The organism is Curtobacterium guangdongense, assembly GCF_049341845.1.
GTDB lineage: Bacteria > Actinomycetota > Actinomycetes > Actinomycetales > Microbacteriaceae > Curtobacterium > Curtobacterium guangdongense.
Genome location: NZ_JBMPIT010000009.1, coordinates 82,560 through 107,006 on the forward strand (window position 1 = coordinate 82,560; position 24,447 = coordinate 107,006).

The window sequence follows — 24,447 nt, forward strand, 5'->3', positions numbered from 1 at the left end:
GGGTAGGTAGGGCGGAACCCTCATGATGACGATCCGATCCTTGGCTCATCGTCCGCCATGTAGGCGGTCCGCTTCACTCGAACGGACCATCTCCTGGGCGGGGGGACCATCTAGTTGGGACATCGACAGCGACAGCGGACTACTGCGGCATGTCCACGAACCGCGAGAACATCCCGTGGAACGCCACCGTGATCGTGTCCGTCGGCCCGTTACGGTGCTTCGCCACGATGAGGTCCGCTTCCCCTTGCCGCGGGTTGTCCTTCTCGTACGCGGACTCACGGTGGAGCAGGATCACCATGTCGGCGTCCTGCTCGATGGAGCCCGACTCACGCAGGTCGGAGATCATCGGCTTCTTGTCCGCTCGCTGCTCGGGTCCACGGTTCAGCTGCGACAGCGCGATGACGGGGACCTGGAGCTCCTTCGCCATGAGCTTCAGCGCACGCGAGAACTCGGAGACCTCTTGCTGGCGCGATTCGACCTTCTTGCCGGAGGTCATCAGCTGCAGGTAGTCGATGACCACGAGCTTGAGGTTGTGCTGCTGCTTGAGCCGGCGGCACTTCGCGCGGATCTCGACGAGGGTCATGTTGGGGGAGTCGTCGATGTAGAACGGCGCGTCGTTGATGCGCCCACGGGTCTGCGCGATGGTGGTCCAGTCGCGGGAGTCGACGGTGCCCTTGCGCATGTGCTGCAGCGGCACGCTGGTCTCGGCGGACAGCAGACGCATCGCGATCTCGGCGCGGCCCATCTCGAGCGAGAAGAACGCAGCCGTCTGGTCGTGCTTGACGGCTGCGGCGCGGCAGAGGTCGAGCGCGAGCGTGGACTTCCCGAGCGCGGGGCGGGCGGCGATGATGATGAGCTGCCCCGGGTGGAAGCCGTTCGTCAGGCCGTCGAGTTGGGCGAACCCGGTCGGGACGCCCGTCATCTGCCCGTCGCGACCCTTGGCGGCTTCGATCTCGTCGATGGCGGCACCGATGGCGTCGGTGAGGGGCACGTAGTCCTCGGTCTGGACGCCGCCGGCGACGTTGTAGACCTCCGCCTGGGCACTGTTGACGAGGTCGGTGACCTCACCTTCGGACGCGTAGCCCATCTGGACGATCCGGGTGCCGGCGTCGACGAGGCGACGGAGCACCGCCTTCTCGGCGACGATGCCGGCGTAGTACCCGGCGTTCGCGGCGGTGGGCACCATGCTCGTCACACTGTGCAGGTACTCGGCGCCACCGGCACGGGACAGCAGACCGGTCTTGGTCAGCTCGTCGGTGACGGCGATGACGTCGGTCGGCTCACCGTGGGAGTACAGCGACAGGATCGCGTCGAAGATGACCTCGTGCTTGGGGATGTAGAAGTCCACGCCACGTGCGGTCTCGATGACGTCGGCGACGGCGTCCTTCGAGAGGAGCATGCCGCCGATGGTCGACTGCTCGGCGAGGAGGTCGTGCGGCGGCGTGCGCTCCATGCCACCGCGCTCCGCGTAGTCCTGCGGTGCGGGCTCAAGATGCGCGATCGACACACGGTCTCCTCTTGTTCTGCGACCTGCCCCGGACGAAACCGGTCCAGGCAGTTCTACCCCGAGCGACCGACATCCCCGAGTCGCTGGGCCAAGCTACGGGTACGGAGTTATCCCCACAAAACATGCCTGTGGATAACTCTGTGGACGAATCGCGGAACACGCCGGAAGTTCGTGTGGACAACTGTGGACAGTGCTGTGCACAACCACCCCTCCGAACACACTTTCGACCACTTGATCTGGGCTTTTCAATTCCACACTGTGTGTGGAAAAGTGGGGTTCAACGTGCAGTTGAAGGTTCTCGATTTGACGTTTCCACTGTGTAAAACGACTTGACAAACGCGAGCCTGTGGGCAGCTTTCCCGGCTGGCTCCCAGGCACTCCCGACACCGCGCCGGACGTAACCGGTCAGGCCAGCGCACCCGAGCCTCCAGGCCGCCGCGCAGCGGATCGGTAACCGCCCAGCGCAACGCGGCAGACAACCAGGACCAGTGAGGCGCCGAGCACCCACCCGACCCGTCTCAGCGCTCGGCCAACTCCCCGGCCTCGCTGCCCGTCCGCGTCGCCGCCGTCACCAGCGGCACCTGCAACGTCGACGCCAGCCCCGTCCCCAGGTGCACGAACGCCGTCCCCGGCTCGATCCGCGTGGAGATCGACGAGCGGGAGATCCGGACGCCGATCAGGTCCCCGGCGAGCGTGTCCTGCGGCGAGAGCAGCGCACCACGACGGTTCTTCTTGGCGTCGACCTGCCACCCTCCGAACCCGGCGGCGAGCCCGGTCGTGTTGCCACCGAGCAGCAGCCCCTGCCCGTTGTCCGCCGCGGCACGACCCCAGTCGCGGAGCCACTTGGCTGCCGAGCAGTCGATGAGGAGCTCGCCGTCGTCGACCACCAGCACCGTGGAACCACCAGTCAGGACGGGGGACAGCTCCTCCACAGTGACGTCGTCCCCGGTGAACACCGCGCGGACGCCGGGCAGCCCTGCCAGGTCTCGGACGGCACCCTGTCGCGGCGCGAGCACGACGAGTTGCGTCCCACTCGCGAGCAGCGACCGCGCCATCGACGCCAGCATCGTCGAGCGCCCGGACCGCGACGGCCCGGCGACGATGAACGTGCCGCCTCCGGTGGACAGGTCGACGGTCTGCAGCTCCATGTCGTCGCCGCCGATCCCGGTCACGGCGACCATCGGCGTCAGGACGGGCGCCGAGGACAGCGCGAGCGCCCCGTCGAGGTCCAGGTCCTTCGGCAGCGCGTCGACGCGGAACGGCCGCGGGCCCGGCGCGGCGCCGACCCCAGCACCGAGCGACGCCGCCAACGCCCGGATCGCAGCCGCCTGCCCCTGTCCGGACACGTCCGGCCCGAGCGAGGCGAACTGCAGCTCGATGCCCGACTCGGCGCGGAAACCCCGTCCGGCCGGGATCGACGCCGGGAGCTTCCGGTGGTTGATGCCGCCGAGCGAGTAGTCGAGCCGGTCGGTCAGGCGCAGGACGATCTTGTCGTCGGTGAGCGTCGACATCCGCGACGACAGCAGGGTGCGGTCGCCGGAGATCACGATGTGGATGCCCGCGGCCGCTCCGTCGCGGAGGAGGGACTGCACCGAGTCGGTCAGGGCACCGCCGTCGACCTCGCCCAGCGACGTGGTGAAGTTCTCCCACCGGTCGATGAGCACGAGCACGTGCGGCAGCTGCTCTCCCGGCGCGGCGAGGAGCCGCTGTTCGGTGATGTCGGATGCGCTCGCGGCGGCGATGACGTCGTGCCGACGGGCGGTCTCGCGGCTGAGCCGGTCGATGAGCCGCGTCGCACGCTCGACCTGCGTGCGCTGCACGACCGCGCCGCAGTGCGGCAGCGCCTGCAGCGACGCGAGCGCGCCGTTGCCGCAGTCGATCGCGTAGAGGTGCAGGTCGGTGGAGGGGATGGCGGACGCCGCGGACGCGGCGATCGTCCGGAGCGCCAGGGACCGCCCGGAACCGGGGGCTCCGACGATGAACAGGTGGTTGAAGCGGTCGAGGTCGATCTCCGCTGCGCGCTGCTCCTGGGTGTCCGGCAGGTCCTCGGTGCCGAAGGGGAAGCGGAGCGCGTCCTCGTCGGCGGTCAGGGCCCGCCCGGCTCCGACGGCCGCCGTGCCGACGGCGTCGAGCGGCAGCAGCTCGGGCAGCGGCGGCAACCACGGACTGTGCAGGGGGCCGATCCCGAGTCGCTCACGCGCCTCGCCCATCGCACCGACGAGCACCGACAGGTCGGTCGCGGCCGACGCGCGGTCGCTCCGCACGGGACGGGCGGGCGGTGCGGTCGCGAAGTCGCGCCAGTCGAGCACACGGACGAACGGGAGGCTCGTGGCCGGGTCCTCGTCACCGGCCCACTTCCCGCCGACGCGAGCCGATTGGAACGGGACGACCGACGAGTGTCCGAGGCGCGCGAACGCGCGCCCCGGCACGCTCTTCGGGATGCGTGCCGCGTCCGCGACGTCGATGACGTCGGTGCTCTCGCCCGAGTCCGTCATGCGGAGCGCGACGCGGAGGTTCGTGTTCGCGCGGATGTCCGGGCCGACGACGCCGCCCGGGCGCTGCGTGGCGAGGATGAGGTGCACGCCGAGGGACCGACCGCGCTGGGCGATCCCGATCAGGCCGGACACGAAGTCGGGGAGTTCGGTGACCATCGCGGCGAACTCGTCGATGACGAGCACGAGCCGGGGCATCGCCTCGCCCGTGCCACCGCGTTCCAGGTGCGCCTCGTGGTCCTCGATGTCCTTGGCACCGGACGCGGCGAGGATGTGCTCGCGTCGGGTGAGCTCGGCACGGAGGGACCGGAGCGCACGCTCGACGAGGTGCTGGTCGAGGTCGGTGACGAGCCCGACGGTGTGGGGCAGGTCGGACGCCACGCTGAAGGCAGCGCCACCCTTGTAGTCGACGAGCACGAAGGTCATCTGGTCCGGACGGTTGGCGAGTGCGAGCGACGCGACGAGGGTCTGCAGGAACTCGGACTTGCCCGAACCGGTCGTGCCCGCGACGAGACCGTGCGGGCCGTCCTTCACGAGGTCCAGCGCGAACGCCCCGTCGATCCCCACACCCACGACCGCCGACGTCGTCGCTGCGCCGCGCTGCCACCGCTCCGCGACGACCGCACCGGACGGCTGCGGCAGATCGACCACGTCGAGCAGCCGCGCGGCATCGGGCACCAGGCCGTCGCCGTCCGAGCCACTCGTGTCCCGCAGCGGGGACACGGCACGGGCCACGTCGTCGTACCAGTCGTCCTCGACGCGGTCGGCGAGCACGAGCTCCACGGGCGCGGAGAGCTGCCGCCGCAGGACCAGCTCGGTCTCAGTCCGGTGGGTCACCGTGGCGACGCACTCCTCGGGGAGCTGCCACTCCTCCTCGTCGAGGCACACCAGTCGGATGCCGCATGCGGGACCGTCGCGGAGGAGTCCCACGACGCCGGGCATCGCACGCAGCCGACGGGCGCCGTCGAGCACGACGACGATCTCCGGCGAGAACCGCGCGCGCATCGAGCCGTTCTTGGTCCGCTCGGCCCGGCGCTCGGCGAGCACCTGGGTGAGCTCGGCCAGCCGGCGACCGATCGTCTCGCCGTCGGCACCGATCAGGGCGAGCGCGTCCTGGCCACCGGTCGGTCGCAGGTGGGGGAGCCACATCGTCCATGCCCACTCCGGCATGTGCTGCTGCGCGGTGAGCACGACGAACTGCACCTCGCGCGGGCTCTGCGTGACGGCGAGCTGTCCGAGCACCCACCGGCCGAGCTCGCGCGGCGTCGATCCGGCCCCGGCGATGCCGAGCACGCCGACCTCGGCCAGCGGCACGGTCACCGGGACGCCCCGGGTGACCCGGTCCTCGTGCGTGAGGCCGTCGAGGTCGCGGTCGTCCTGCACGGTGACCGTCGAGGGCAGGTCGCCGATGCCGATCCGGACGTGCAGGTGGTCGGCGTCCGAGGGGCGTCGCTCCCAGAGACGGCGCCCGGGCGTCGTTGCAACGACCCGCAGCGACCCGGCGTCGGACGACGACGACCTGCGCTCGTCCCGCTCGGCGAGCACCGCGGCGTCGATCGCCCGCTCGAGCGCCGCGACCCGCTCGCGGTGCTCGGCGGTCTGCTTGCGGTGGCTCTTCTTGCCCGTCCGCCGGGCGGTGACGGTCTGCCCGACGACCATGATCGGCGTCATCGCGGCGAACAGCAGGTAGAACGGCGAGTGGAACACCGTCGCCATGACGATGCCGAACATCGCCGGGACGAACACCATGATCCACGGGATCGCGGACCGCTGCGGCGGCACGGGCGGCTTCGGGATCCGGAACTGCGTCGTCAGGAACGGGGGCAGTAACCGGGGAGGCCGGTTGAAGTCCAGCTGTCCGGAGTCCGGCGGGCGGAGCAGCATGCGGTCCACGACCTCGACCGGGCGCACCGTGAGCACGGTCGATCCGAGGCGCACGAGCGCGTCGGGGACCCAGTCCACCCACTCGTCGCCGATCTCGTCCTGCTCGATCGTCACCGAACCTGCTGGACCGGTTACCGGCTCCTCCATCGGTGCCTGCCGGACCGTCACGGTCCCGTCGAAGGCGATCCGAGCCTCCAGTCCGGGGTGGTCCGCAGCGTCCGCGCCGACCGTCGGCGACCCGTCCTCGGCGACCGCGATGCGGAACGTCCCCGGCGAGAGGCGGCGTGTCCGGCCGGCATCGACACCACCGACGACCAGCAGGTGGACGATGCCACGCTCGGCTTCGGGGCGGTCCGCGCCGCCGACGTGCAGGACCGCGCCGTCGACCAACCCGCTCCTGGCGAAGGGGACGTCGCCGTCCGGTGCGTCCTGCGGCATCGCCGCCCCGCCGGTGCGGCGAGCGAGCGCGTCGACCACACTGCGCATCGGCGTCTGGCCCGGTGCGTCGACGAGCACGTCGGAGGACTCACCGGTGACGTCGTCGACGACGGTGACGACGACGCGCATCAGGCGTCCGCCTCCACCGCGTCGGCGACCTCTGCCGGTTCCGGTTGCGTGGATGCCGCCAGCGGCATGGACAGCCCGACGTCCATCCATCGGACCGTCCCGAGGACGTCGGAGACGTGTGTGCCGTCGCGGCGAGCCTCGATCGTCCAGCGGGCGAGCGGGTGCGGCGCGGCCGCGACACAGGCCCACCGGCCGCCGGGCCGCTCGAGGAGCCGGGCGAGTTCGCGACCGTCCTCCCCGGACGGCACCTTCGCCACGACCAGGAGGCCCGGGGTCGCGTCCGCCGCGACGGCTGCGATCGCGTCGCGCACCGACACGGCCACACCGAGGGTCGACCCGGTGCCCACGCTGAGCACCGCCGTTCCCGTGGCCCACGGATCGGTGCGGACCTGATCGACCACGCGGCGGAGCACCGCGTCGCGTGCGGCCTGCTCACCACGGAGCGCGACGATCCCGCGCACCCGACGTAGGTCGACGAGCACGTTCTCGTCACCATCGGTGCCGAGGGAGACCACCGTGGCGAACTCGCTCGGTGCCGGTGCGGTGAGCGGGACGGTTTGCAGCGCCCACATCGGGGCCGTCCACGAGCGGCCGTCCGCGGTCGCGGTCCACGGCTGCGGTGGTGCGATCGTGGGGGAGGCGAGGTCGAGCCGCACGGTCGCGCCGACCAGGATGCGGACCGCGCCGGGGAAGACGACCCCGGCAGCTGCGCACGAGGCGTCCACCGCACGGAGCACCCGGTCGATGCCCCACGGCGCCGCCGGATCACGTCGGACCTGGTCGGCCCACGCGAGCGCGTCGGTCGCGGTGCGGCGACGGACGGCGACGATCGTCGGGATGACGAAGGCCAGGGTCCCGAGGAACAGCACGACCGACATCGTCAGGAGCAGGTGCGACTCGGGGTGGGCGAAGGACCAGGTCACGCGGCTCCTCCGAGCTCGGCCAGGCGGCGTTCGAGGGTGGTCGGTTCGGCTCCGAGGACGTCGGTCCAGCGGAACGTGGTCATGATCGCGTCGAAGAGCGAGACGAGCGCGTCGGTGAGCTGACCGTCGGCGTCGGGCAGGCTGATCGCGGAGAAGGACATCACGACCCACCGGCCGGGTCGGTGCGGGACCGGGATCGTGTACACGACCTGGCGGTCGTCCACGACGGGCAGGTCCTGGCCGAGCCCGGGGAGTTCCGCAGCGGGGTCCGCGCGCCGGACGGTGGTGTCGGTCCGGGCGGCGATGCCGCCGTCCACCTCACGGATGCCGGGGTCGTCCTGGTCCCGACGATCGGGCAGGGCATCGGCGAGGATCTGCGCGATCACCTGCTCCGGGGCCTCGTCGGACTCGTCGTCCACCTCGGTCTCGATGACGGACACCGGGGGAGTGAAGCCGTCGACGGGCTGCACGGGCAGGTACACCGCCGTCGCGCCGTTGTCGCCGGCCTCGACCACGGTCGCGGTCAGGCGCTTCCGCATCTCCTGTCGCAGCGGTTCGGCACGGTCGCGGGGCAGGTCGTCCGGGAGCGCGGTGGCGATCACCTGCCGGACGATCGCTCCGAGTTCCTCCCGGTGGGCCACGTCCGCTGGGAGTCGCGCCCAGCCCGGCGGGACGACCATGAAGAAGGAGGCGGTCGGTTCGGTCATGCGGCCACCTCGTTCCGGATCGCTGCGAGCAGGTCGACGACCTCCGGCCCGAACACCGGGACGACGTCCAGGTCCCTGGTGCGCCAGAGGACGCGGGTGTCGACGGCGGGGCCGTCCTCGGTCGTCTCACGCCGGACCGCGCACACCGTCGCCCAGATCGCGCCGTCGTCGTCGAGGTCGAATCGGGTGACGACCGGCCCCTCACCCCCGACGTGCTCGGGGAGCTCGTCGACCGCGGGCTGTTCCACGGGCAGGCCGCCCTCGGCACCGGCGAGCTCGAGGAGCGCGCGGGTGCCGCTCGGATCGTGTGCGCCGTCTCCGTCGGCGACCCCGACCGACACCACCACGGGGAGCGGCCACCGGTTCGGGACACCGAGACCCGCGACGAGCCGGTCCCCGCCGTCGAGCGCGGCGCGGAACTCGAGCAGGGTGTCGAGCGACGTCTGCGGGTCGACCTCCCGCCCGTCGTCGAAGATCCGCTGCTCGCCCTCGGCCTCGCGGTCCACGTGCACGATCGCCTCGAACAGTCGGAGCACCGCGGCGCGCCACTCGGGGGTCACATCGGCGACGTCCGGGATGACGAGCCATTGCGGGGACTCGACGTCGATGGAGGACGTGAAGGTCGGTGCTGCTGTCGTCACTGCGCTGCTCTCAGACGGCGATCGGGTGCTTGATCGCGTTCCAGTCGTCGGTCCACGGTCGCTTCTTGTCCGCGCCGTCGCCGATCGGGTTGATGACGAGTCCGGCTATGGAGTAGTTCTTGCCCCACACGGCCATCCCGCCGTTGACGTAGGTGTGCCACTTCGGGGCGTTCCCGACCAGCGTGCCGAGCCCGTTGGCGCCCCCGAACTTGCCGAGGTCGTTCCGCAGCAGCTGGAAGTCGACGCCGCCGATCCGTTCCGCCCAGCTAGTGAAGCCCTGCTTGGTGAACAGATCGGAACCGAACTGTTTCGAGATGGTGGCCCAGTCGTTCTTGATCGTCGTGCCGACCTTGGGGATGTTCCACCAGTTCGGGTTGTCCTTGAACTTGCCCATCAGGTCGTCCATGCGCTTGATCGCGATCTGCGTCACGTCGCCGTCGAGCTTGTCGGCGACCTTCAGGGTGCCGTAGGCGTCGTCCAGGCTCTTCGTCTTCGTCAACCACCCACCGATGGCGTCGTTCCGGAGCTTCGAGATCTTGCCGAGGTCGACCTTCAGGCCGTTCTGCACGGCTGTCTTGCCGGCGGTGATGCCCTTGCCGACCGCGACGGAGGTGGCCTTCGTGATCCCGGCACCGACCCCGAGCGTGACGACCCCGACGACCGCCATGACCAGGTCGAAGACGTTCCCCTCGCCGAGCGCGGTCAACCCGATCTGCGCGACGAGGCTGACCCCGGCCGCGACGGCGCCCATGATCGCGAGGACACCGACGCCGGGGATCAGGATCGCCAGAGCGGCGAGGGCGATGCCGATGTACGTGAAGATCTTGACGATCAGCTTGAGCAGCTTCGAGAAGAACGCCTTGATCTTGTCGCCCAGGGTGTCGTGCAGGCCGTCGTCCCATGCCGCGCGGATCGTCGATGCGGCCGCCTTGCCCGCACCGTCGAGTGCCGACAACGCGTTCCGCAACTTGGTCTTCGCCGCGTCCATCGCGTCGTTCGCCCTGGTCGTCGCCGCGTGCTTCGCGTCGATCTGCCCCTGCTCGTCGTCGGTGAGCGGGGGAGCATCGTCGGCGCGGTTCTCGGACGGGTCCGGCATCGCCGACGCGCTCGCCCCCGACTGCTGTGCGGTCTCCGCTGCCTGCAGTGCGGCTGCCGACTCGCTGAGCCCCTGCTCGAGCGACGGCAGGTACCCCGTCAGGGCGTCCCGGATCGCGTCGTACCGGCCGGACATCTTCTGCAGGGACTCGGCGACCTCCTTGCTCTTCTTCCGGACGGCATCAGCGGTCTCGCCCTTGAACTTGCTGTCGTCGCCGTCGCCGATGCTCTTCAGGACAGCCGCCTCGGAGGTGATCTCCGACGCCATGTCCTTGTAGTAGGTGATGAGCTCCTGCATCACGCCGGTGTCCGCGATCACCGGGTCGGTGGACTCGCCGAGCAACCCCCAATTGCCCTCGCGCACCGGCATCAGGCGTTCCCCGCGTCCGTCGTCTCGGTGGTGAGCTTCTCGCTGAGGTCGTGCTCGAGGTCGGTCCAGTTCTGGGTGACCTTCTGCATCTTGTCCCGCAGGTCGGCGATGGCGCCCTTCATCTTGTTCCGGTGGATCTTCCAGTCACCGGAGAAGTCGTTCATGGCCTTGTACACGTCGTGCTGGCCGTAGACCTGGTCGAGCGCGCGGTCGTCGGACTTCTGGTGCTCCAGCTCGTCCGAGATGTGCTGCAGCTTGGTGGTCGAGTCCTCGAGGACTTCCTTCGTGATGATGAGGTCTGCCATGACTGCTCCTGGTCGTCGGTGAACGGGATCGGAACCGGATCGGCCCCGGTGCTCGTCGTCATGACGAGGACCGGGACCGATTCGCGGTCGCTACTTGATCGCGTTCGCGAGCTCCTGGTCGGTCTGCTGCAGCGCCTCGGCCGCCTTGTTCAGGTACATCGACATGCCCTCGAGGCCCTCGATCGTCTTCGTCGCACCGTCGTTGAACTCCTGGTACGAGCTGCCGAAGGCAACCGACGACTGGTCCGTGACGTACCCACCCGAGATGAGGGAGTCGACCAGCGACTTCAGCTCACGCAGCTTCGAGGTGATGTCCTGCTCACCGTTCACGAGTCGGGTCGCGGCGTCCTGCATCTCGCCGTAGGTCACGTTCAAGTTGGGCATTGCCTGCTCCTGTCGTTCGTCTGCACCCCCGATCGAGGGACAGATCAGAGGTTATTTCACGATGGAACCGGTTGCCGGGGTACGTTTCCGGACGTGTTGCGGAATGCACTTCTTCACACGATTGTGCAGATTCCAGTACATCGGCGGCGGCACACGGTCGATGCCGAGCGGTATTCGTATGTCACCCGTTATGAAATTCCAGGCTGTCCGGCGTGTCGGAGCGCGCCGAGCGGACGTCGAGTCCCCCGAAAGGAGGACTCAGAAGCCGTGCACCAGCGCGCCCGACGCCTCCTTGTACCCGGGGACCCGCTCCTGGTCCGAGCCCCACCCGGTCGGTTTGATGCCCTGGCCGTAGATGAAGGTGTTCGTCCAGCTGGCGACGACGCGGCCGCCGGCGACGTACTTGTGCCACGCGGGGAGCGCGGCGATGTCCACGCCGTAGTCGCGCTTCATGGCGACCTTCATCGCGTCCATCTCGATCTGCCGGTCGACGCTGAAGAGCCGGTCCGCGCGCCAGTTGCCCTTCGACAGGACGTCCGAGATCTTGCCCTTGTCCTCGGCCCACAGGGTCTTGTTCGGGTGCCACCAGTTCGGCTTCTCCTTGAAGCCGCCGAGGACGTTCTTCATCGTCGTGTCGAAGCGCAGGTCGGTCAGACGGTTGATCTGCCGGTCGATCGTGCCCACGGTGCGCGCGGCGTTCGGGTCGTTCAACGCGTTCTTGACGTTGTACGAACGGACGTCCTGGAGCTTCTTGATCTTGTCGAGGTTCATCTTCTCGAACCCCTTCATGCCCTTCGCGAGCCCGGCGGTCTTCGCCACCGAGGCCGCCTTCGTGACGATGCCACCGACCCCGACGAGCACGAGTCCCACGGCCGAGGTGATCACGTCGAGCCAGGAGCCCTCACCCATGCCGGCGAGGGCGATGTTCGCCACCAGGGTCACCGACGCTGCGACGGCGGCCATGAACGTGAGCATGCCGACGCCGGGGATGAGGATCGCGAGCGCTGCCAGGGCGATGCCGATGTACGTGAAGATCTTGACGATGATCTTCAGCAGCGCCGAGAAGAACGCCTTGATCTTGTCGCCGAGCGTGTCGTGCAGGCCGTCGTCCCACGCCGCCCGGATCGTCGACGCTGCCGCCTTGCCCGCGGCGTCGATCCCGTCCACGGCCCGACGCAGCCGGGCGACAGCGGCATCAGCGCCCTCTTGTGCACGGCTCGATGCGGCGTGCTTCGCGTCGATCGCCCCTTGCTCGTCCGACGTCAACGGGGGAGCGTCGTCCGCACGCCCCTGCGAGGGGTCCGGCATCGCTCCAGCGCGGGTCCCGGCAGCGGCGGCGTCCTCGGCATCGCGCAGCGCAGCCGACGATTCCGTGAGCGCGTCCTCCAGCGACGGCACGTACCCGGTCAGGGCATCGCGGATCGCCTCGTAGCGTCCGGCCATCTTCTGCAGGGACGCGGCGACCTCCTTGCTCTTCGAGCGCACCGCGTCAGCGGACTCGCCCTTGAACTCGCTCGTGTCGCCGTCGCCGATGCGCTGCAGCACCGCGGCCTCCGAGGTGATCTCCTGGGCCATGGTCGTGTAGTAGGTGACGAGCTCGTGGACCACGGGGACGTCGGCCACGACCGGGTCCGACGACTCGTGCAGCAGTTCCCAGTTGCCGGCGCGGGCGGGCATCAGGCGTTGCTCGCGTCGGTCGACTCGGTGGTGAGCTTGTCGTGCAGGTCCTGCTCGAGGGCGGACCAGTGCTCGACGGACTGCTGCATCTTGTCGTGCAGGTCCTTCACGGCACCCTTCATCTTGTTCCGGTGGATCTTCCAGTCCCCGGAGAAGTCGTGCATCGCCTTCTGCACGTCGCGCTGGCCGTACACCTCGGTGAGGGCTCGGTCGTCGGACTTCTGGTGCTCGAGCTCGTCCGAGATGTGCTGCAGCTTGGTCGCGGAGTCCTCGAGGACGGCGCGGGTGATGATGAGGTCAGCCATGGGTGCTCCCGATCGGTGTGGTGGACGCGAACGGCGCCCGGGGCCCGACCGGTTCGGCAGGGCCCCGGGCGATCCGACTACTTGATCGCGTTCGCGAGCTCCTGGTCGGTCTGCTGCAGCGCCTCGGCTGCCTTGTTGAGGTACATCGACATGCCCTCGAGGCCCTCGATCGTCTTCGTCGCACCGTCGTTGAACTCCTGGTACGAGCTGCCGAAGGCAACCGACGACTGGTCCGTGACGTACCCACCCGAGATGAGGGAGTCGACCAGCGACTTCAGCTCACGCAGCTTCGAGGTGATGTCCTGCTCACCGTTCACGAGTCGGGTCGCGGCGTCCTGCATCTCGCCGTAGGTGACGTTCAAGTTGGGCATTGCGTGCTCCTTGTTCGCGGTTTCCGGTCACCCCCGGATCGGAGGCCGGGATGACGCTACCGGCGCACGCACCCCCGAACGGGGGTGTTGGCGAGTTGTTCACCGCAATTTCGACCAGGTGACCAGCGCACCCCGCACCGGCCCTGACCAGCGCACCCCGCACCAGCGGGAACGACGAAAGGCGGGCCTCCCGGAGGAGACCCGCCTTTCGACGGAACAGACGCTGCCTTACTTGGCGGCGACGACCTTCAGCGAGATCGTCGCGACGATGTCCTCGCGCAGACGCACGGTGGCCTCGTGGTCACCGGTGGTCTTGATGGTCGCGGGGACCTCGACCTTGCGCTTGTCGAGCGAGCCGACGCCCTGGGCCTCGACGGCCGCGGCGACGTCCGCCGGACGCACGGAGCCGAAGAGACGGCCGTCCTGGCCGGCCTTGACGGTCAGCTGGATGGTGGCGTTCTCGAGCTTCATCTTGAGGTCCTGGGCCTCTTCGATGGTGGCGAGCTCGCGAGCGGCACGGCCGGCGCGGATCGACTCGACCTGCTTCTCGCCGCCCTTGGACCACGCGACAGCGAAGCCCTGGGGGATGAGGTAGTTGCGGGCGTAGCCGTTCTTGACGTCGACGACGTCACCGGCGGAACCGAGGCCGGAGACCTCGTGGGTGAGGATGAGCTTCGACATGTGTCGACCTCCGATCAGCGGCCGGAGCCGGCGTAGGGGAGGAGCGCCATCTCACGGGCGTTCTTCACGGCACGGGCAATGAGGCGCTGCTCCTGGACGGAGACGCCGGTGATGCGACGGGCGCGGATCTTTCCACGCTCCGAGATGAACTTGCGCAGGGTCGCAACGTCCTTGTAGTCGATGACACCGACCTTGATGGACTTCGCGGGAGCGGCGTTCTTGCCGCCCTTGCCGCGAGGCTTGCGGCGGTCGCCGCTGCTCTTTCCAGCCATTGTGTTCTTTCCTTAGGGAGAAGTTTGTCTACCGTGTGATCGCGAGGATCAGAACGGGGTCTCGTCGTCGTAGGTGCCACCGGGGGTCGACCAGACGTCGTTCCCCTGCTGACCACCCTGCTGGCCGCCCTGCGGGGACCACGGTGCGTCGGACTGGCCGCCGCCGGCATTGTTGCCGCCGCCGTTGTTCCAGTTCCCACCGTTGCCACCGGCCGGGGCACCGCCGCCGACCTGTCCACGGCCGCCGCCGCCACCCGTTGCACGGGTGACCTGCGCGGTCGCGTAGCGGAGCGACGGGCCGATCTCGTCGACCTCGAGTTCGATGCTCGTACGCTGCTGGCCCTCTCGGTCCTGGTACGAGCGCTGACGGAGACGACCCTGCGCGATGACGCGCGAGCCCTTCGTCAGCGACCCCGCGACGTGCTCGGCGAATTCGCGCCACACGCTCGCACGGAGGAACAGCGCTTCGCCGTCCTTCCACTCGTTCGCCTGACGGTCGAACGTGCGAGGGGTGGATGCGATGGTGAAGTTCGCCACAGCGAGCCCGTTCTGCGTGTAGCGCAGCTCGGGGTCAGCAGTGAGGTTCCCCACCACCGTGATGACGGTTTCGCCGGCCATCGGTTACTCGGCGCTCGCGGTCGCGGCGGCCGGGGCGGCGGCAGCGTTCGCTGCCTTGCGGGCGGCACGGGCCTCGTCGCGCTGCTTCTGCGCGGCGACCTGTGCGATGCCCTCTTCGGCGCGGAGGACCTTGGTGCGGAGCACGGCCTCGGAGAGACCGAGCTGACGGTCCAGCTCCTTGGCGGCCTCGGGCGAGGACGTGAAGTTGACGACGGCGTAGATGCCCTCGGTCTTCTTGGCGATCTCGTAGGCCAGGCGACGACGGCCCCAGACGTCCACGTTGTCGACGGTTCCACCGTCGTTGCGGATCACGGCGAGGAACTTGTCCAGGCTGGGAGCGACGGTGCGCTCATCGATCTCGGGGTCGAGGATCGCCATCAGTTCGTACTGGTGCATGCGGAACCCACCTCCTTTGGTCTCGAACGGCTCCGGGCGGTTCCCGGAACAGGAGGGTTGATGCATGTGCGCCGGGTCCGCAGGTGCGGTCGGCACAACCCGGCAAGCTTAGCGGACGGCCTGGAGGCGCGCCACCGTTCCGTCGGATCGGTGCGGGCCGATCAGGCGGTTGCGTCCCGGGCGGCCCACCAGTCGCGCAGGCGCGCTTCGGCCGCTTCGGCGCCGAGGGGACCCTCGTCCATCCGCGCCTCGAGCAGGAAGCGGTACGCCTCACCGACGGCACGCCCCGGCGGGATGTCGAGGATGCGCATGATGTCGTCGCCGGTCAGGTCGGGACGGATCGAGTCGAGTTCCTCCTGCTTGGAGAGGACGTCGATACGGTCCTCGAGGTCGTCGTACGCGAACGCCAGGCGATCGGCCTTCCGCCGGTTCCTCGTGGTGACGTCGGAGCGGGTGAGTTCGTGCAGCCGCTCGAGCTGGGGTCCGGCGTCGCGGACGTAGCGGCGCACGGCGGAGTCCGTCCACGCACCGTCGGTGTACCCGAAGAAGCGCAGGTGCAGCTCGATCAGGCGGGCGACCGCCGCGATGGTGTCGTTGTCGAACCGGAGCGCACGGAGTCGCTTCTTCGCGAGCTTCGACCCGACCAGGTCGTGGTGGTGGAAGCTGACGGCGCCACCGGGCTCGAGCTTCCGGGTCGCGGGCTTGCCGATGTCGTGCAGGAGCGCCGCCAGCCGCAGCACCGTGTCGGGGGCTTCCCCGGCGTGCCGCTCGGCCTCGTACCCGATCGCCTGGGTCAGCACGGTGAGCGAGTGCTCGTAGACGTCCTTGTGGTGGTGGTGCTCGTCGATCTCCAGGCGCATCGCCGGCAGCTCCGGCAGGAACCGCTCGGCGAGCCCGGTGTCGACGAGGAGCCGGATGCCGGGGACGGGGTCGTCCGTGTTCAGCAGCTTGACGAGCTCGTCACGGACGCGTTCGGCGGAGACGATCTCGATGGAGTCGGCCAGGGACTCCATCGCGTCCCGGACGTCGTCCGACACCGTGAACCCGAGCTGCGAGGTGAAGCGTGCGGCGCGCATCATCCGCAGGGGGTCGTCCCGGAACGAGGTCTCGGCCGTCTGGGGCGTGCGGAGCCGCTCGGCGAGCAGGTCCTCGACGCCGCCGTGCACGTCGACGAGCTCGCGCGCCGGCAGCCGGAGCGCCATCGCGTTCACCGTGAAGTCGCGACGGAGCAGGTCGTCCTCGATGGTGTCGCCGAACGCCACCTCGGGCTTCCGGGTCTCGCCGTCGTACACGTCGCTGCGGTAGGTCGTGATCTCGACCTGCTCGCCCTCGACCCTGGCCGCGATCGTGCCGAACTGGCGCCCGACGTCCCACGTCGCGCTCGCGATGGGTTCGACGATCGCCAGGACCCGGTCGGGGAGGGCGTCCGTCGTGAAGTCCAGGTCGGTCACCGGGCGACCGAGGAAGGCGTCGCGGACCGGCCCGCCGACCAGCGCGAGTTCGTGTCCGGCGTCCGCGAAGGCGCGGGCGAGGACGGCGACGGGCGCGGTGGCGGCGAGTGCGTCGAGTCGTTCGACGGCCTGGGCTACGGACTGCATGACGTCCTCGATCATCCCAGATCGTCGCTGCCGGTTGTCCACCACCCGGGCGCGCACGCGAGGCTCTCATGGTCGCGCCTCATACACTCGTCCGAGGTCCGAACCGAAAACGGACCACCTCGCATGCACATTCTCCGCACCTCGCTCGCCGCCGCCGCGTCCGCCCTGGTCGCCCTCGGCCTCGTCGTCACGCCCGCTGCCGTGACCGCGGCGCACGCGACGACCGCCCCGACGGCGACGACCCGCCTGGCGCACCCCGCCGCCACCGAGGAAGGCAAGGCGACGATCGACATCGTCCCCGCCGACCGTGGTGTGCTGCAGCCCGACCAGGACCTCACGCTCTCGCTGACGGTCACGAACGACACCGACTCCGATCTGCCGGCCGGCAGCGCGGAACTCGACATCTTCCGGCAGTACGCCGGCACGCGGGACGTCCTCAGCGACTGGCTCGCCGACACCAGCACGACCGGTTACCTCGGCGCCCCGATGGACTCCGTCGACGTTCCGGAGGTCCCTGCGCACCGTTCCGTGACGCTGGACGACGTCACGATCGTCTCCGGCAACGTCGCACTCGGCGGGTACTCCTCGTTCGGTGCCAGGCGCATCGCGGCGGACTACACGGCGGGGTCCACGAGCGCCGTCGCCCGCTCGGCGATCACCTGGTACCCGAACTACGAACAGACCCCCGTCGGCGTCTCGGTCGCGATGCCGATCACGATGCCCGCGAACCCCGACGGCCTGATCTCCGGCAAGGACCTCGCGAGCGCCACCAGCGTCGACGGCACGCTCACCCAGCAGCTGAACGCCGCGCAGGACCACAACGTCGCGCTCGGCATCGACCCGAGGATCATCGCGTCGATCCGGATCCTCGGCGAGAACGCCCCTTCGTCCGCGACGGCGTGGCTGCAGCGACTCGAGCGGATGCGCAACGAGACCTTCGCACTCTCCTACGCGGACGCGGACGTCACGGGCCTCCGCCAGGCGGGCTCCTCCGGCATCCTCGCCCCGATCTCGCTCGACCAGTCGATCGATCCCGACGACTTCCCCGGCGCCAGCACCCCGACCCCGACGCCCACCGGGACGCCGGGCAGCACCGAGACCCCGACCCCCAGCGCCACCCCCGAGTCGAACCCCACGAACGACCCCGCCGCCGGCGAAGCGGACGCCGGGACGACCCTGCCGACGACCGCGTCCCTCCTCGACTTCCCGTACTCGATGTCGGCGATCTCGTGGCCGGCCGAGGGAACCGTCGCCACCGACGACATCGACGCGCTCGCGGACGCCGGCACCAAGTCGACGATCGTCTCGAGCGGCAACACCTCCGCGGGTACGAACACGTCCATCAGCGCGTCCGAGAAGATCGGCGACGACCAGGTCCTCGTGTCCGACTCCGGCATGTCGAAGCTGCTCCGCGACGCCGCCACCGCGACCACGCAACGGGACTGGTCGAGCGCCATGAGCAAGCTCACCGCGACCCTCGCCACGGTGTCCCGCCAGGGCGCCATGAACGGCCCGGTCCTGCTCACCCTCGGCCGTGACTGGCCGACCGACTCCGGCCGGCTCAGCCAGGCGCTCGACGCCCTCGAGCGCACCGCGTGGGTCTCGCCGGCCGACCTCTCCACCGCGGCCGCGACGACCCCGGGGTCCCTCACGCTCACGAGTTCCCCGAACAGCGATGGCCGACTCGACCAGCTCCGCCGGCTCGTGCAGTCCGAACGGAACCTCACCGACTTCGCCTCCGCGATCGAGAACCCCGCCGACCTGACCGCCCCCGCGCGGCTGCAGACCCTCGCAGCCGCCTCGAACGCGTTCCGCGCGGACGACGACGCCTTCACCAAGGCCGTCGACACCCGTGTGATGCAGTCCGCCAAGACGGTCTCCAGCGTCGGGATCCTCGACGGCAGCAGCATCACCCTGCTCGGCGACCGGTCGTCCCTGCCGATCTCCATCCGGAACCGGTCCGACTTCCCGGTCACGGTGTTCCTCACCGTCGAGCCCTCGAACTCGTTCCTCCGCATCGAGAAGAACGCGGTCAAGGTCACCGTGCAGCCGGACTCGTCCAGCCGCGTGACGTTCCCCGTCCAGTCCGTCGCCAACGGCAAGGTCGAGCTGACGATGTCGCTCACCAGTGCCACCGGCGTCCGCATCGCCGATCCCGCCACGGTCGAGATCAACGTGCAGGCGCAGTGGGAGACGTTCATCACGGCGGCAGCGGCGATCGCCGTCATCGCGATCTTCGGCCTCGGGATCTACCGCAACGTCCGTCGCCGGCTGCGCCGTCGCCGGAACGGGGAGCCGGACGAGGTCGAGGAGGACCCGAACCGCCTCCTCGAAGAGCAGCCACCGGCACCGGGGGAGACCCGGCCAGGAGGCTCGTCCGCCGCTGCCACGTCCGCTGCGGCCGTGCCGATGGCCGGTTCCACCACCACGCTCACCGCGCCTGCTGACCGTGACGGGTCCGCAGATGGCGACCACGGGACTGGTGGTGACCGTCTCGACGACGCGATCGCGCGTGCCGGGGCCGCACCGAGCCTCCCGTCCGACGTCCGCGATCCCGAGGAGCCGACCATCAGCGCCACCCAGCCCCAGCCCGCCGTCGACGTCGAGCCCGTCGCGGAGCGGAGCCTCGGGCGGGCGAGCGCGATGCTCGCAGCGGGGACGATGGCGTCGCGGATCCTGGGGTTCGCGAAGACGTTCGTGCTCGCCTACGCGATCGGCAACTCGGGGTCCCGAGCCGCGAACGCCTTCACGGTCTCGAACCAGCTCCCCAACAACATCTACGCGCTCATCGCCGGCGGCCTGTTGTCAGCCGTCCTCATCCCGCAGATCGTGCGGGCGATGAAGCAGCACAACGACGGCGGCACCGCGTACGTCAACAAGATCGTGACGCTCGCCGGATCTGTCTTCGTGGTGATCACGATCGTGGCGACCCTGCTGGCGCCGTTCCTCGTGAACGCGTACAGCCAGGGCGCGGGTGACAGCGGCAAGGGGTTCACGCCTGCCCAGACCGACCTCGCCGTGGCGTTCGCGTTCTGGTGCCTGCCGCAGATCCTCTTCTACGCGATGTACTCGCTGCTCGGCGAGGTCCTCAACGCGAAGCAGTTCTTCGGTCCGTTCACCTGGGCGCCGCTCATCAACAACGTCATCGCGATAGCCGGACTCATCGTCTTCATCGCGATGTTCCACGGGCGTGACGTCAACTCGAACGTCGACGCCTGGACGCCGCTCAAGATCGCGGTCCTCGCGGGCAGTGCGTCGTTCGGCGTCTTCGCGCAGGCGGCCTTCCTCCCGCTGTTCTGGCGTCGTGCCGGTCTGTCGTTCCGCCTCGACTTCCGCTGGCGCGGTGTCGGCCTGAAGTCCACCGGGACCGCTGCCGGCTGGCTCTTCGGCATGATCCTCATCACCCAGCTCGCCGGCCTCGTCCAGTCGCGCGTCGCGTCCCTTGCCGACGGCGCCGGCAACGCGACCCTCGCGACGAGCTGGCTCCTCTTCATGCTTCCGCACTCGATCATCACCGTGTCGATCGCGACGGCCTACTTCACGCGGATGAGCCACGATGCAGAGCGCGGCGACCTGGACTCGGTGCGGCGGAACCTGTCGCTGTCCCTGCGAATCGTCGGGCTGTTCACGGTGTTCTCATCGGTCGCCCTGATCGTCACCGCGACGTCGTTCGCGCGGATCTGGGAGAACACGTTCGCGCTGACGCAGGCGATGGCGTGGGTGCTCGTGGCGTTCATGCCGGGGCTCGTCCTGTTCAGCATGCTCTTCATCATCCAGCGCGTGTTCTGGGCGATGCACGACCACCGGACGCCGTTCCTCATGCAGATCGTCCAGTCCGGGCTCTTCGTGATCGGCGCCCTCGCCGTCGCGCTGCTGCCGGCCGATCACATCGGTGTGGGGATCGCCGTCTGCACCACGCTCGCCGGCACGGCGCAGACGATCGTCGCCCTGGTGCTCGTCCGACGCCGGCTCAACGGGATCGACGGACCGAACGTCACCCGCTCGCACGTCCAGTTCATCATCGCGGCGCTCATCGCGGGCGTCGCCGGCCTCGTCGTGGCGAACTTCTTCGGCGCCTTCGACGCAGACGGGTTCGCGATGTCGGACGTCACCGGTGCGCTCATCACCGTGGTCCTCACCGGTGTCGTCATGGCGGTCGTGTACTTCGGTGCACTCGTCGTCGCGAAGAACGGCGAGATCCGCGGCGCCGTCGACATGCTCAAGGCGCGCCTGGGTCGCTGACCGTTCCCGGGTGCTGCGGAATGCCGCGCCGGTACCATGTGTTGACCCGGTCAGACGCAACGGAAGGGCATTCAGGCATGCGCCAGCTCATCATCATCGGTTCCGGCCCGGCCGGGTTCACCGCCGGCATCTACGCCGCGCGCGCCCAGCTCAAGCCACTCATCGTCGCCTCGAGCGTCGAGACGGGCGGCGAGCTCACGAAGACGACCGAGGTCGAGAACTTCCCGGGCTTCCCCGAGGGCATCCAGGGCCCCGACCTCATGATCAAGATGCAGGAACAGGCCGAGAAGTTCGGCGCAGAGGTCCTGTACGACGACGCCGTCTCCGTGGAGCTCACGGGCGACGTCAAGAAGGTCGCGGTCGGCTCGGGCGAGACGTACGAGGCCCTCGCGGTCATCTACGCGACCGGCTCGGCGTACCGCCAGCTCGGCCTCGCCGACGAGGAACGCCTGTCCGGCCACGGTGTCTCGTGGTGCGCGACCTGCGACGGCTTCTTCTTCCGCCAGAAGAACATCGCCGTCGTCGGCGGTGGCGACTCCGCGATGGAAGAAGCCACGTTCCTGACGCGCTTCGCCGACAAGGTGACGGTCATCCACCGCAAGGACACCCTGCGTGCGTCGAAGATCATGCAGGACCGCGCGATGAACGATCCGAAGATCGAGTTCGCCTGGAACAAGGAGGTCATCGGGATCACCGGTGCGTCCTCGGTCGAGGGCGTCACGCTGAAGGACACCGTCGACGGCACCGAGAGTGAGCTCGCGCTCGACGGCCTGTTCATCGCGATCGGCAACGACCCGCGCGTGCACCTCGTCCACAAGCAGCTCGAGCTCGCGCCGGAGGGCACCATCGCCGTCGAGGGTCGCACCTCGAAGGCAGTCGGCGTCCCCGGGGTGTTCGTGGCCGGCGACGTGCTCGACCACACCTACCGGCAGGCCATCACCGCCGCCGGCTCCGGTGCCGTCGCAGCGCTCGACGCCGAGAAGTACCTCGCCGACCTCGAAGACACCCTGACCGACCAGGCCGAGGGTGAGACCCCGGCCGAACCCGTCACCGTCTCCGCCTAGGGAATTGCACGGCGGTCGCCGCCGTTCACCTCACTGACCGACCACTCCGAAGGAGTACACATGTCCAACGCCAAGGCAGTCACCGACGCCACCTTCTCGGACGAGGTCCTCAAGTCCGACAAGACGATCCTCGTCGACTTCTGGGCCGAGTGGTGTGGCCCGTGCCGCGCCGTCTCCCCGATCCTCGACCAGATCGCCGAAGAGCACGCCGGCAAGATCGAGATCGTCAAGCTCAACGTCGACGACAACCCGCAGTCGGCCATGAACTACCAGATCACGTCGATCCCGGCGATGAAGGTGTTCAAGGGCGGCGAGGTCGTGAAGACCGTCATCGGCGCCAAGCCGAAGCCGGCTCTCGAGGCCGACCTCGCAGAGTTCCTCGCGTAGGTACCCGCACACAGACCCGAACGCCCCGTCCTCCATTCCATCGGAGGGCGGGGCGTTCGTTCATCGATGGTCTTGACTGAAATTCTGCCGTTCAGTAGGTTGGCTGCACGCACCATAAGGGTGCGGAAGGAGTCAATGATGAGTCGTTTCGGAAAGTGCATCACAGGGTTCATCGCCGCGGGCCTGCTGGTCGGCGGCGGTCTCGCCACGCCGCTGGCAGCCAGCGCCGCTACAGAGGGAGAACGTTCGCTCCGTGCCCCGGCAGGCCCCTGCAACATCGCACCACAGATGGTCTTTAAGAAGGGGAGGAGCGGCAACCTCTACTGGTACACACTTCAGAATTGCTACAGCAACTCGGTTCGTGTTCAGGTCCATGCCATGGTGTTCGGCAGCGGCTGGAGTCCGTGTCAATCCATCGCCGCAGGTCGCACGGCCTCGTACTCGGGAAGCGTCAATCCTTTTGACTCTTGGCGTTACTGCTGATTGAGCAGTTCCCGAACACCCCGTCCTCCATTCCATCGGAGGGCGGGGCGTTCGCTTTGTCCGCGCAGGCCACCGGACTCGGATCGGCCTGCGTCCCGCACCCCGGGTTTCCGGGTTGCATGTCGTACTGTGGCTGGAATGCCGAGTGAACGGAGAACTCGATGACCAACGGCAACAGTCTCGATCCCTGGTACGACTCCTACGCCCAGCGCACCGCCGGGCTGAGCGCATCCGAGGTACGAGCTCTGTTCGCCGTCGCGTCGAGGCCCGAGGTGGTCTCGCTCGCCGGCGGCATGCCGTTCGTCTCCGCGCTCCCGCGTGAGCTCGTCACGGGCTCCCTGGACCGCGTGATGGCCGAAGACGCCGCCATGGCCCTGCAGTACGGCGGGGGACAGGGTCTGCGCTCCCTGCGCGAGCACATCGTGGACATCATGTCGCTCGAGGGCATCCGTGCGAGCGCCGAGGACGTCGTGGTGACGACCGGCTCGCAGCACGCGCTCGACCTCGTCACGCGGCTGTTCATCGACCCGGGCGACGTCGTCCTCGCCGAGTCCCCGTCCTACGTCGGCGCGATCGGCGTGTTCCGCTCGTACCAGGCCGAGACGGTCCACGTGGCGACTGACGAGCACGGGCTCGTGCCGGAAGCCCTCCGCGAGACGATCGCCAATCTCCGCGCAGCAGGCAAGCGGATGAAGTTTCTGTACACGATCCCGAACTTCCACAACCCCGCGGGCGTCACCATGAGCCGCGAGCGCCGCATCGAGGTGCTCGACATCTGCCGCTCGAACAACATCCTGGTGCTCGAGGACAACCCGTACGGGCTCCTCTGGTTCGACGAGCCCGCGCCGCAGGCGATCCGCTCGATCGACGACGAGGGCGTGGTGTACCTCGGGTCCTTCTCGAAGACCCTCGCACCCGGCTTCCGCGTCGGCTGGGCCCTCGCGCCGCACGCGATCCGCGAGAAGCTCGTCCTCGCCAACGAATCCGCGGTCCTCGCGCCGAACTCCTTCGGCCAGTACGTCGTGAACGCCTACCTCGACGCAGCCGACTGGAAGGGTCAGGTCGACACCTTCCGCGGCATCTACACGGAGCGCCGCAACGCGATGTTCTCTGCGCTGGGGGAGTTCCTCCCGGACCTGACGTGGACGAAGCCGAACGGTGGCTTCTTCGTCTGGCTGACGCTGCCGGAGTCGCTCGACTCCAAGGCGATGCTGCCGCGTGCCGTCAAGGAGCTCGTGGCCTACACGCCCGGTACCGCGTTCTACGCGGACGGTCGGGGTCAGCAGCACATCCGTCTGTCGTTCTGCTACCCGACGGCCGAGCAGATCCGCGTCGGCGTGAAGCGGCTCGCGAACGTCGTCAACGACGAGCTCGAACTCATCGAGACGTTCGGTCCCGCGACGCGTCCGAACACCGTCGTGCGTCAGGGCTCCTCGGTGAGCGCTCCGCCGCCGAACATCTCCTGATCAGCACTTTCC

Annotated in this window: 21 protein-coding genes; 5 read left to right on the forward strand and 16 right to left on the reverse strand. The window is 69.0% G+C overall.

Going from position 1 to position 24,447, the window contains the following annotated elements; all coding sequences use genetic code 11:
- Nucleotides 1–139 precede the first annotated feature (139 nt).
- The 16 genes from dnaB to ACO0E1_RS15250 all read right to left on the reverse strand — a co-directional run bounded on the left by dnaB (nucleotide 140) and on the right by ACO0E1_RS15250 (nucleotide 16,793).
- Complete coding sequence (gene dnaB, locus ACO0E1_RS15175; protein ID WP_422874940.1) at nucleotides 140–1,507, reverse strand: replicative DNA helicase; 1,368 nt, start codon at nucleotides 1,505–1,507, stop codon at nucleotides 140–142.
- Between the two features lie 518 nt (nucleotides 1,508–2,025).
- Nucleotides 2,026–6,450 (reverse strand): FtsK/SpoIIIE domain-containing protein, encoded by a 4,425-nt coding sequence (locus ACO0E1_RS15180; RefSeq protein ID WP_422874941.1) that lies wholly within the window; start codon nucleotides 6,448–6,450, stop codon nucleotides 2,026–2,028.
- On the reverse strand, nucleotides 6,450–7,373 hold the full coding sequence (locus ACO0E1_RS15185) for a hypothetical protein (RefSeq protein WP_422874942.1): 924 nt from the start codon (nucleotides 7,371–7,373) through the stop codon (nucleotides 6,450–6,452). Before ACO0E1_RS15185 ends, ACO0E1_RS15180 begins: the two co-directional genes overlap by 1 nt.
- A complete protein-coding gene (locus tag ACO0E1_RS15190; RefSeq protein WP_422874943.1) occupies nucleotides 7,370–8,080 on the reverse strand; it encodes a hypothetical protein in 711 nt (236 codons plus the stop codon). The genes ACO0E1_RS15185 and ACO0E1_RS15190 overlap by 4 nt, the downstream gene beginning before the upstream one ends.
- A complete protein-coding gene (locus tag ACO0E1_RS15195; RefSeq protein ID WP_422874944.1) occupies nucleotides 8,077–8,721 on the reverse strand; it encodes a hypothetical protein in 645 nt (214 codons plus the stop codon). The genes ACO0E1_RS15190 and ACO0E1_RS15195 overlap by 4 nt, the downstream gene beginning before the upstream one ends.
- Nucleotides 8,722–8,731: 10 nt before the next feature.
- Nucleotides 8,732–10,186, reverse strand: a complete 1,455-nt coding sequence (locus tag ACO0E1_RS15200; protein WP_422874945.1) for a hypothetical protein — start codon at nucleotides 10,184–10,186, stop codon at nucleotides 8,732–8,734.
- Nucleotides 10,186–10,491 (reverse strand): hypothetical protein, encoded by a 306-nt coding sequence (locus tag ACO0E1_RS15205; protein ID WP_402727534.1) that lies wholly within the window; start codon nucleotides 10,489–10,491, stop codon nucleotides 10,186–10,188. The genes ACO0E1_RS15200 and ACO0E1_RS15205 overlap by 1 nt, the downstream gene beginning before the upstream one ends.
- A gap of 90 nt (nucleotides 10,492–10,581) precedes the next feature.
- Nucleotides 10,582–10,875, reverse strand: a complete 294-nt coding sequence (locus ACO0E1_RS15210; RefSeq protein ID WP_126889958.1) for a WXG100 family type VII secretion target — start codon at nucleotides 10,873–10,875, stop codon at nucleotides 10,582–10,584.
- A 258-nt stretch (nucleotides 10,876–11,133) separates the two neighbouring features.
- Complete coding sequence (locus tag ACO0E1_RS15215) at nucleotides 11,134–12,552, reverse strand: hypothetical protein (protein WP_422874946.1); 1,419 nt, start codon at nucleotides 12,550–12,552, stop codon at nucleotides 11,134–11,136.
- Nucleotides 12,552–12,857: a hypothetical protein gene (locus tag ACO0E1_RS15220; RefSeq protein ID WP_422874947.1), complete on the reverse strand. Its 306-nt coding sequence runs from the start codon at nucleotides 12,855–12,857 to the stop codon at nucleotides 12,552–12,554. Before ACO0E1_RS15220 ends, ACO0E1_RS15215 begins: the two co-directional genes overlap by 1 nt.
- Before the next feature lie 77 nt (nucleotides 12,858–12,934).
- Nucleotides 12,935–13,228: a WXG100 family type VII secretion target gene (locus tag ACO0E1_RS15225; protein ID WP_126889958.1), complete on the reverse strand. Its 294-nt coding sequence runs from the start codon at nucleotides 13,226–13,228 to the stop codon at nucleotides 12,935–12,937.
- A gap of 228 nt (nucleotides 13,229–13,456) precedes the next feature.
- The gene (gene rplI, locus ACO0E1_RS15230; protein WP_281266284.1) at nucleotides 13,457–13,909 is read right to left on the reverse strand and encodes a 50S ribosomal protein L9; all 453 of its coding nucleotides are present in this window, start codon (nucleotides 13,907–13,909) and stop codon (nucleotides 13,457–13,459) included.
- A gap of 14 nt (nucleotides 13,910–13,923) precedes the next feature.
- The gene (gene rpsR, locus ACO0E1_RS15235; protein ID WP_071278496.1) at nucleotides 13,924–14,181 is read right to left on the reverse strand and encodes a 30S ribosomal protein S18; all 258 of its coding nucleotides are present in this window, start codon (nucleotides 14,179–14,181) and stop codon (nucleotides 13,924–13,926) included.
- Nucleotides 14,182–14,229: 48 nt separating this feature from the next.
- Nucleotides 14,230–14,799 carry a single-stranded DNA-binding protein gene (locus tag ACO0E1_RS15240; RefSeq protein WP_422874948.1) on the reverse strand — a complete coding sequence of 190 codons (570 nt, stop codon included), beginning with the start codon at nucleotides 14,797–14,799 and terminating at the stop codon, nucleotides 14,230–14,232.
- 3 nt (nucleotides 14,800–14,802) lie between these two features.
- A complete protein-coding gene (rpsF, locus tag ACO0E1_RS15245; protein WP_281266286.1) occupies nucleotides 14,803–15,195 on the reverse strand; it encodes a 30S ribosomal protein S6 in 393 nt (130 codons plus the stop codon).
- A gap of 161 nt (nucleotides 15,196–15,356) precedes the next feature.
- On the reverse strand, nucleotides 15,357–16,793 hold the full coding sequence (locus tag ACO0E1_RS15250; RefSeq protein ID WP_422874949.1) for a CCA tRNA nucleotidyltransferase: 1,437 nt from the start codon (nucleotides 16,791–16,793) through the stop codon (nucleotides 15,357–15,359).
- A 123-nt stretch (nucleotides 16,794–16,916) separates the two neighbouring features.
- On the opposite strand from ACO0E1_RS15250, the gene ACO0E1_RS15255 reads away from it, so the two are divergent.
- The 5 genes from ACO0E1_RS15255 (at nucleotide 16,917) to ACO0E1_RS15275 (ending at nucleotide 24,435) form a co-directional block, all read left to right on the forward strand.
- Nucleotides 16,917–21,035 carry a DUF6049 family protein gene (locus ACO0E1_RS15255; protein WP_422874950.1) on the forward strand — a complete coding sequence of 1,373 codons (4,119 nt, stop codon included), beginning with the start codon at nucleotides 16,917–16,919 and terminating at the stop codon, nucleotides 21,033–21,035.
- Between the two features lie 77 nt (nucleotides 21,036–21,112).
- Nucleotides 21,113–22,099 (forward strand): thioredoxin-disulfide reductase, encoded by a 987-nt coding sequence (gene trxB / locus ACO0E1_RS15260; protein ID WP_422874951.1) that lies wholly within the window; start codon nucleotides 21,113–21,115, stop codon nucleotides 22,097–22,099.
- A gap of 60 nt (nucleotides 22,100–22,159) precedes the next feature.
- Nucleotides 22,160–22,486 (forward strand): thioredoxin, encoded by a 327-nt coding sequence (gene trxA, locus ACO0E1_RS15265; RefSeq protein ID WP_017887828.1) that lies wholly within the window; start codon nucleotides 22,160–22,162, stop codon nucleotides 22,484–22,486.
- 138 nt (nucleotides 22,487–22,624) lie between these two features.
- A complete protein-coding gene (locus ACO0E1_RS15270) occupies nucleotides 22,625–22,969 on the forward strand; it encodes a hypothetical protein (protein ID WP_422874952.1) in 345 nt (114 codons plus the stop codon).
- 161 nt (nucleotides 22,970–23,130) lie between these two features.
- Nucleotides 23,131–24,435 carry an aminotransferase-like domain-containing protein gene (locus ACO0E1_RS15275; protein WP_422874953.1) on the forward strand — a complete coding sequence of 435 codons (1,305 nt, stop codon included), beginning with the start codon at nucleotides 23,131–23,133 and terminating at the stop codon, nucleotides 24,433–24,435.
- Nucleotides 24,436–24,447: the final 12 nt, after the last annotated feature.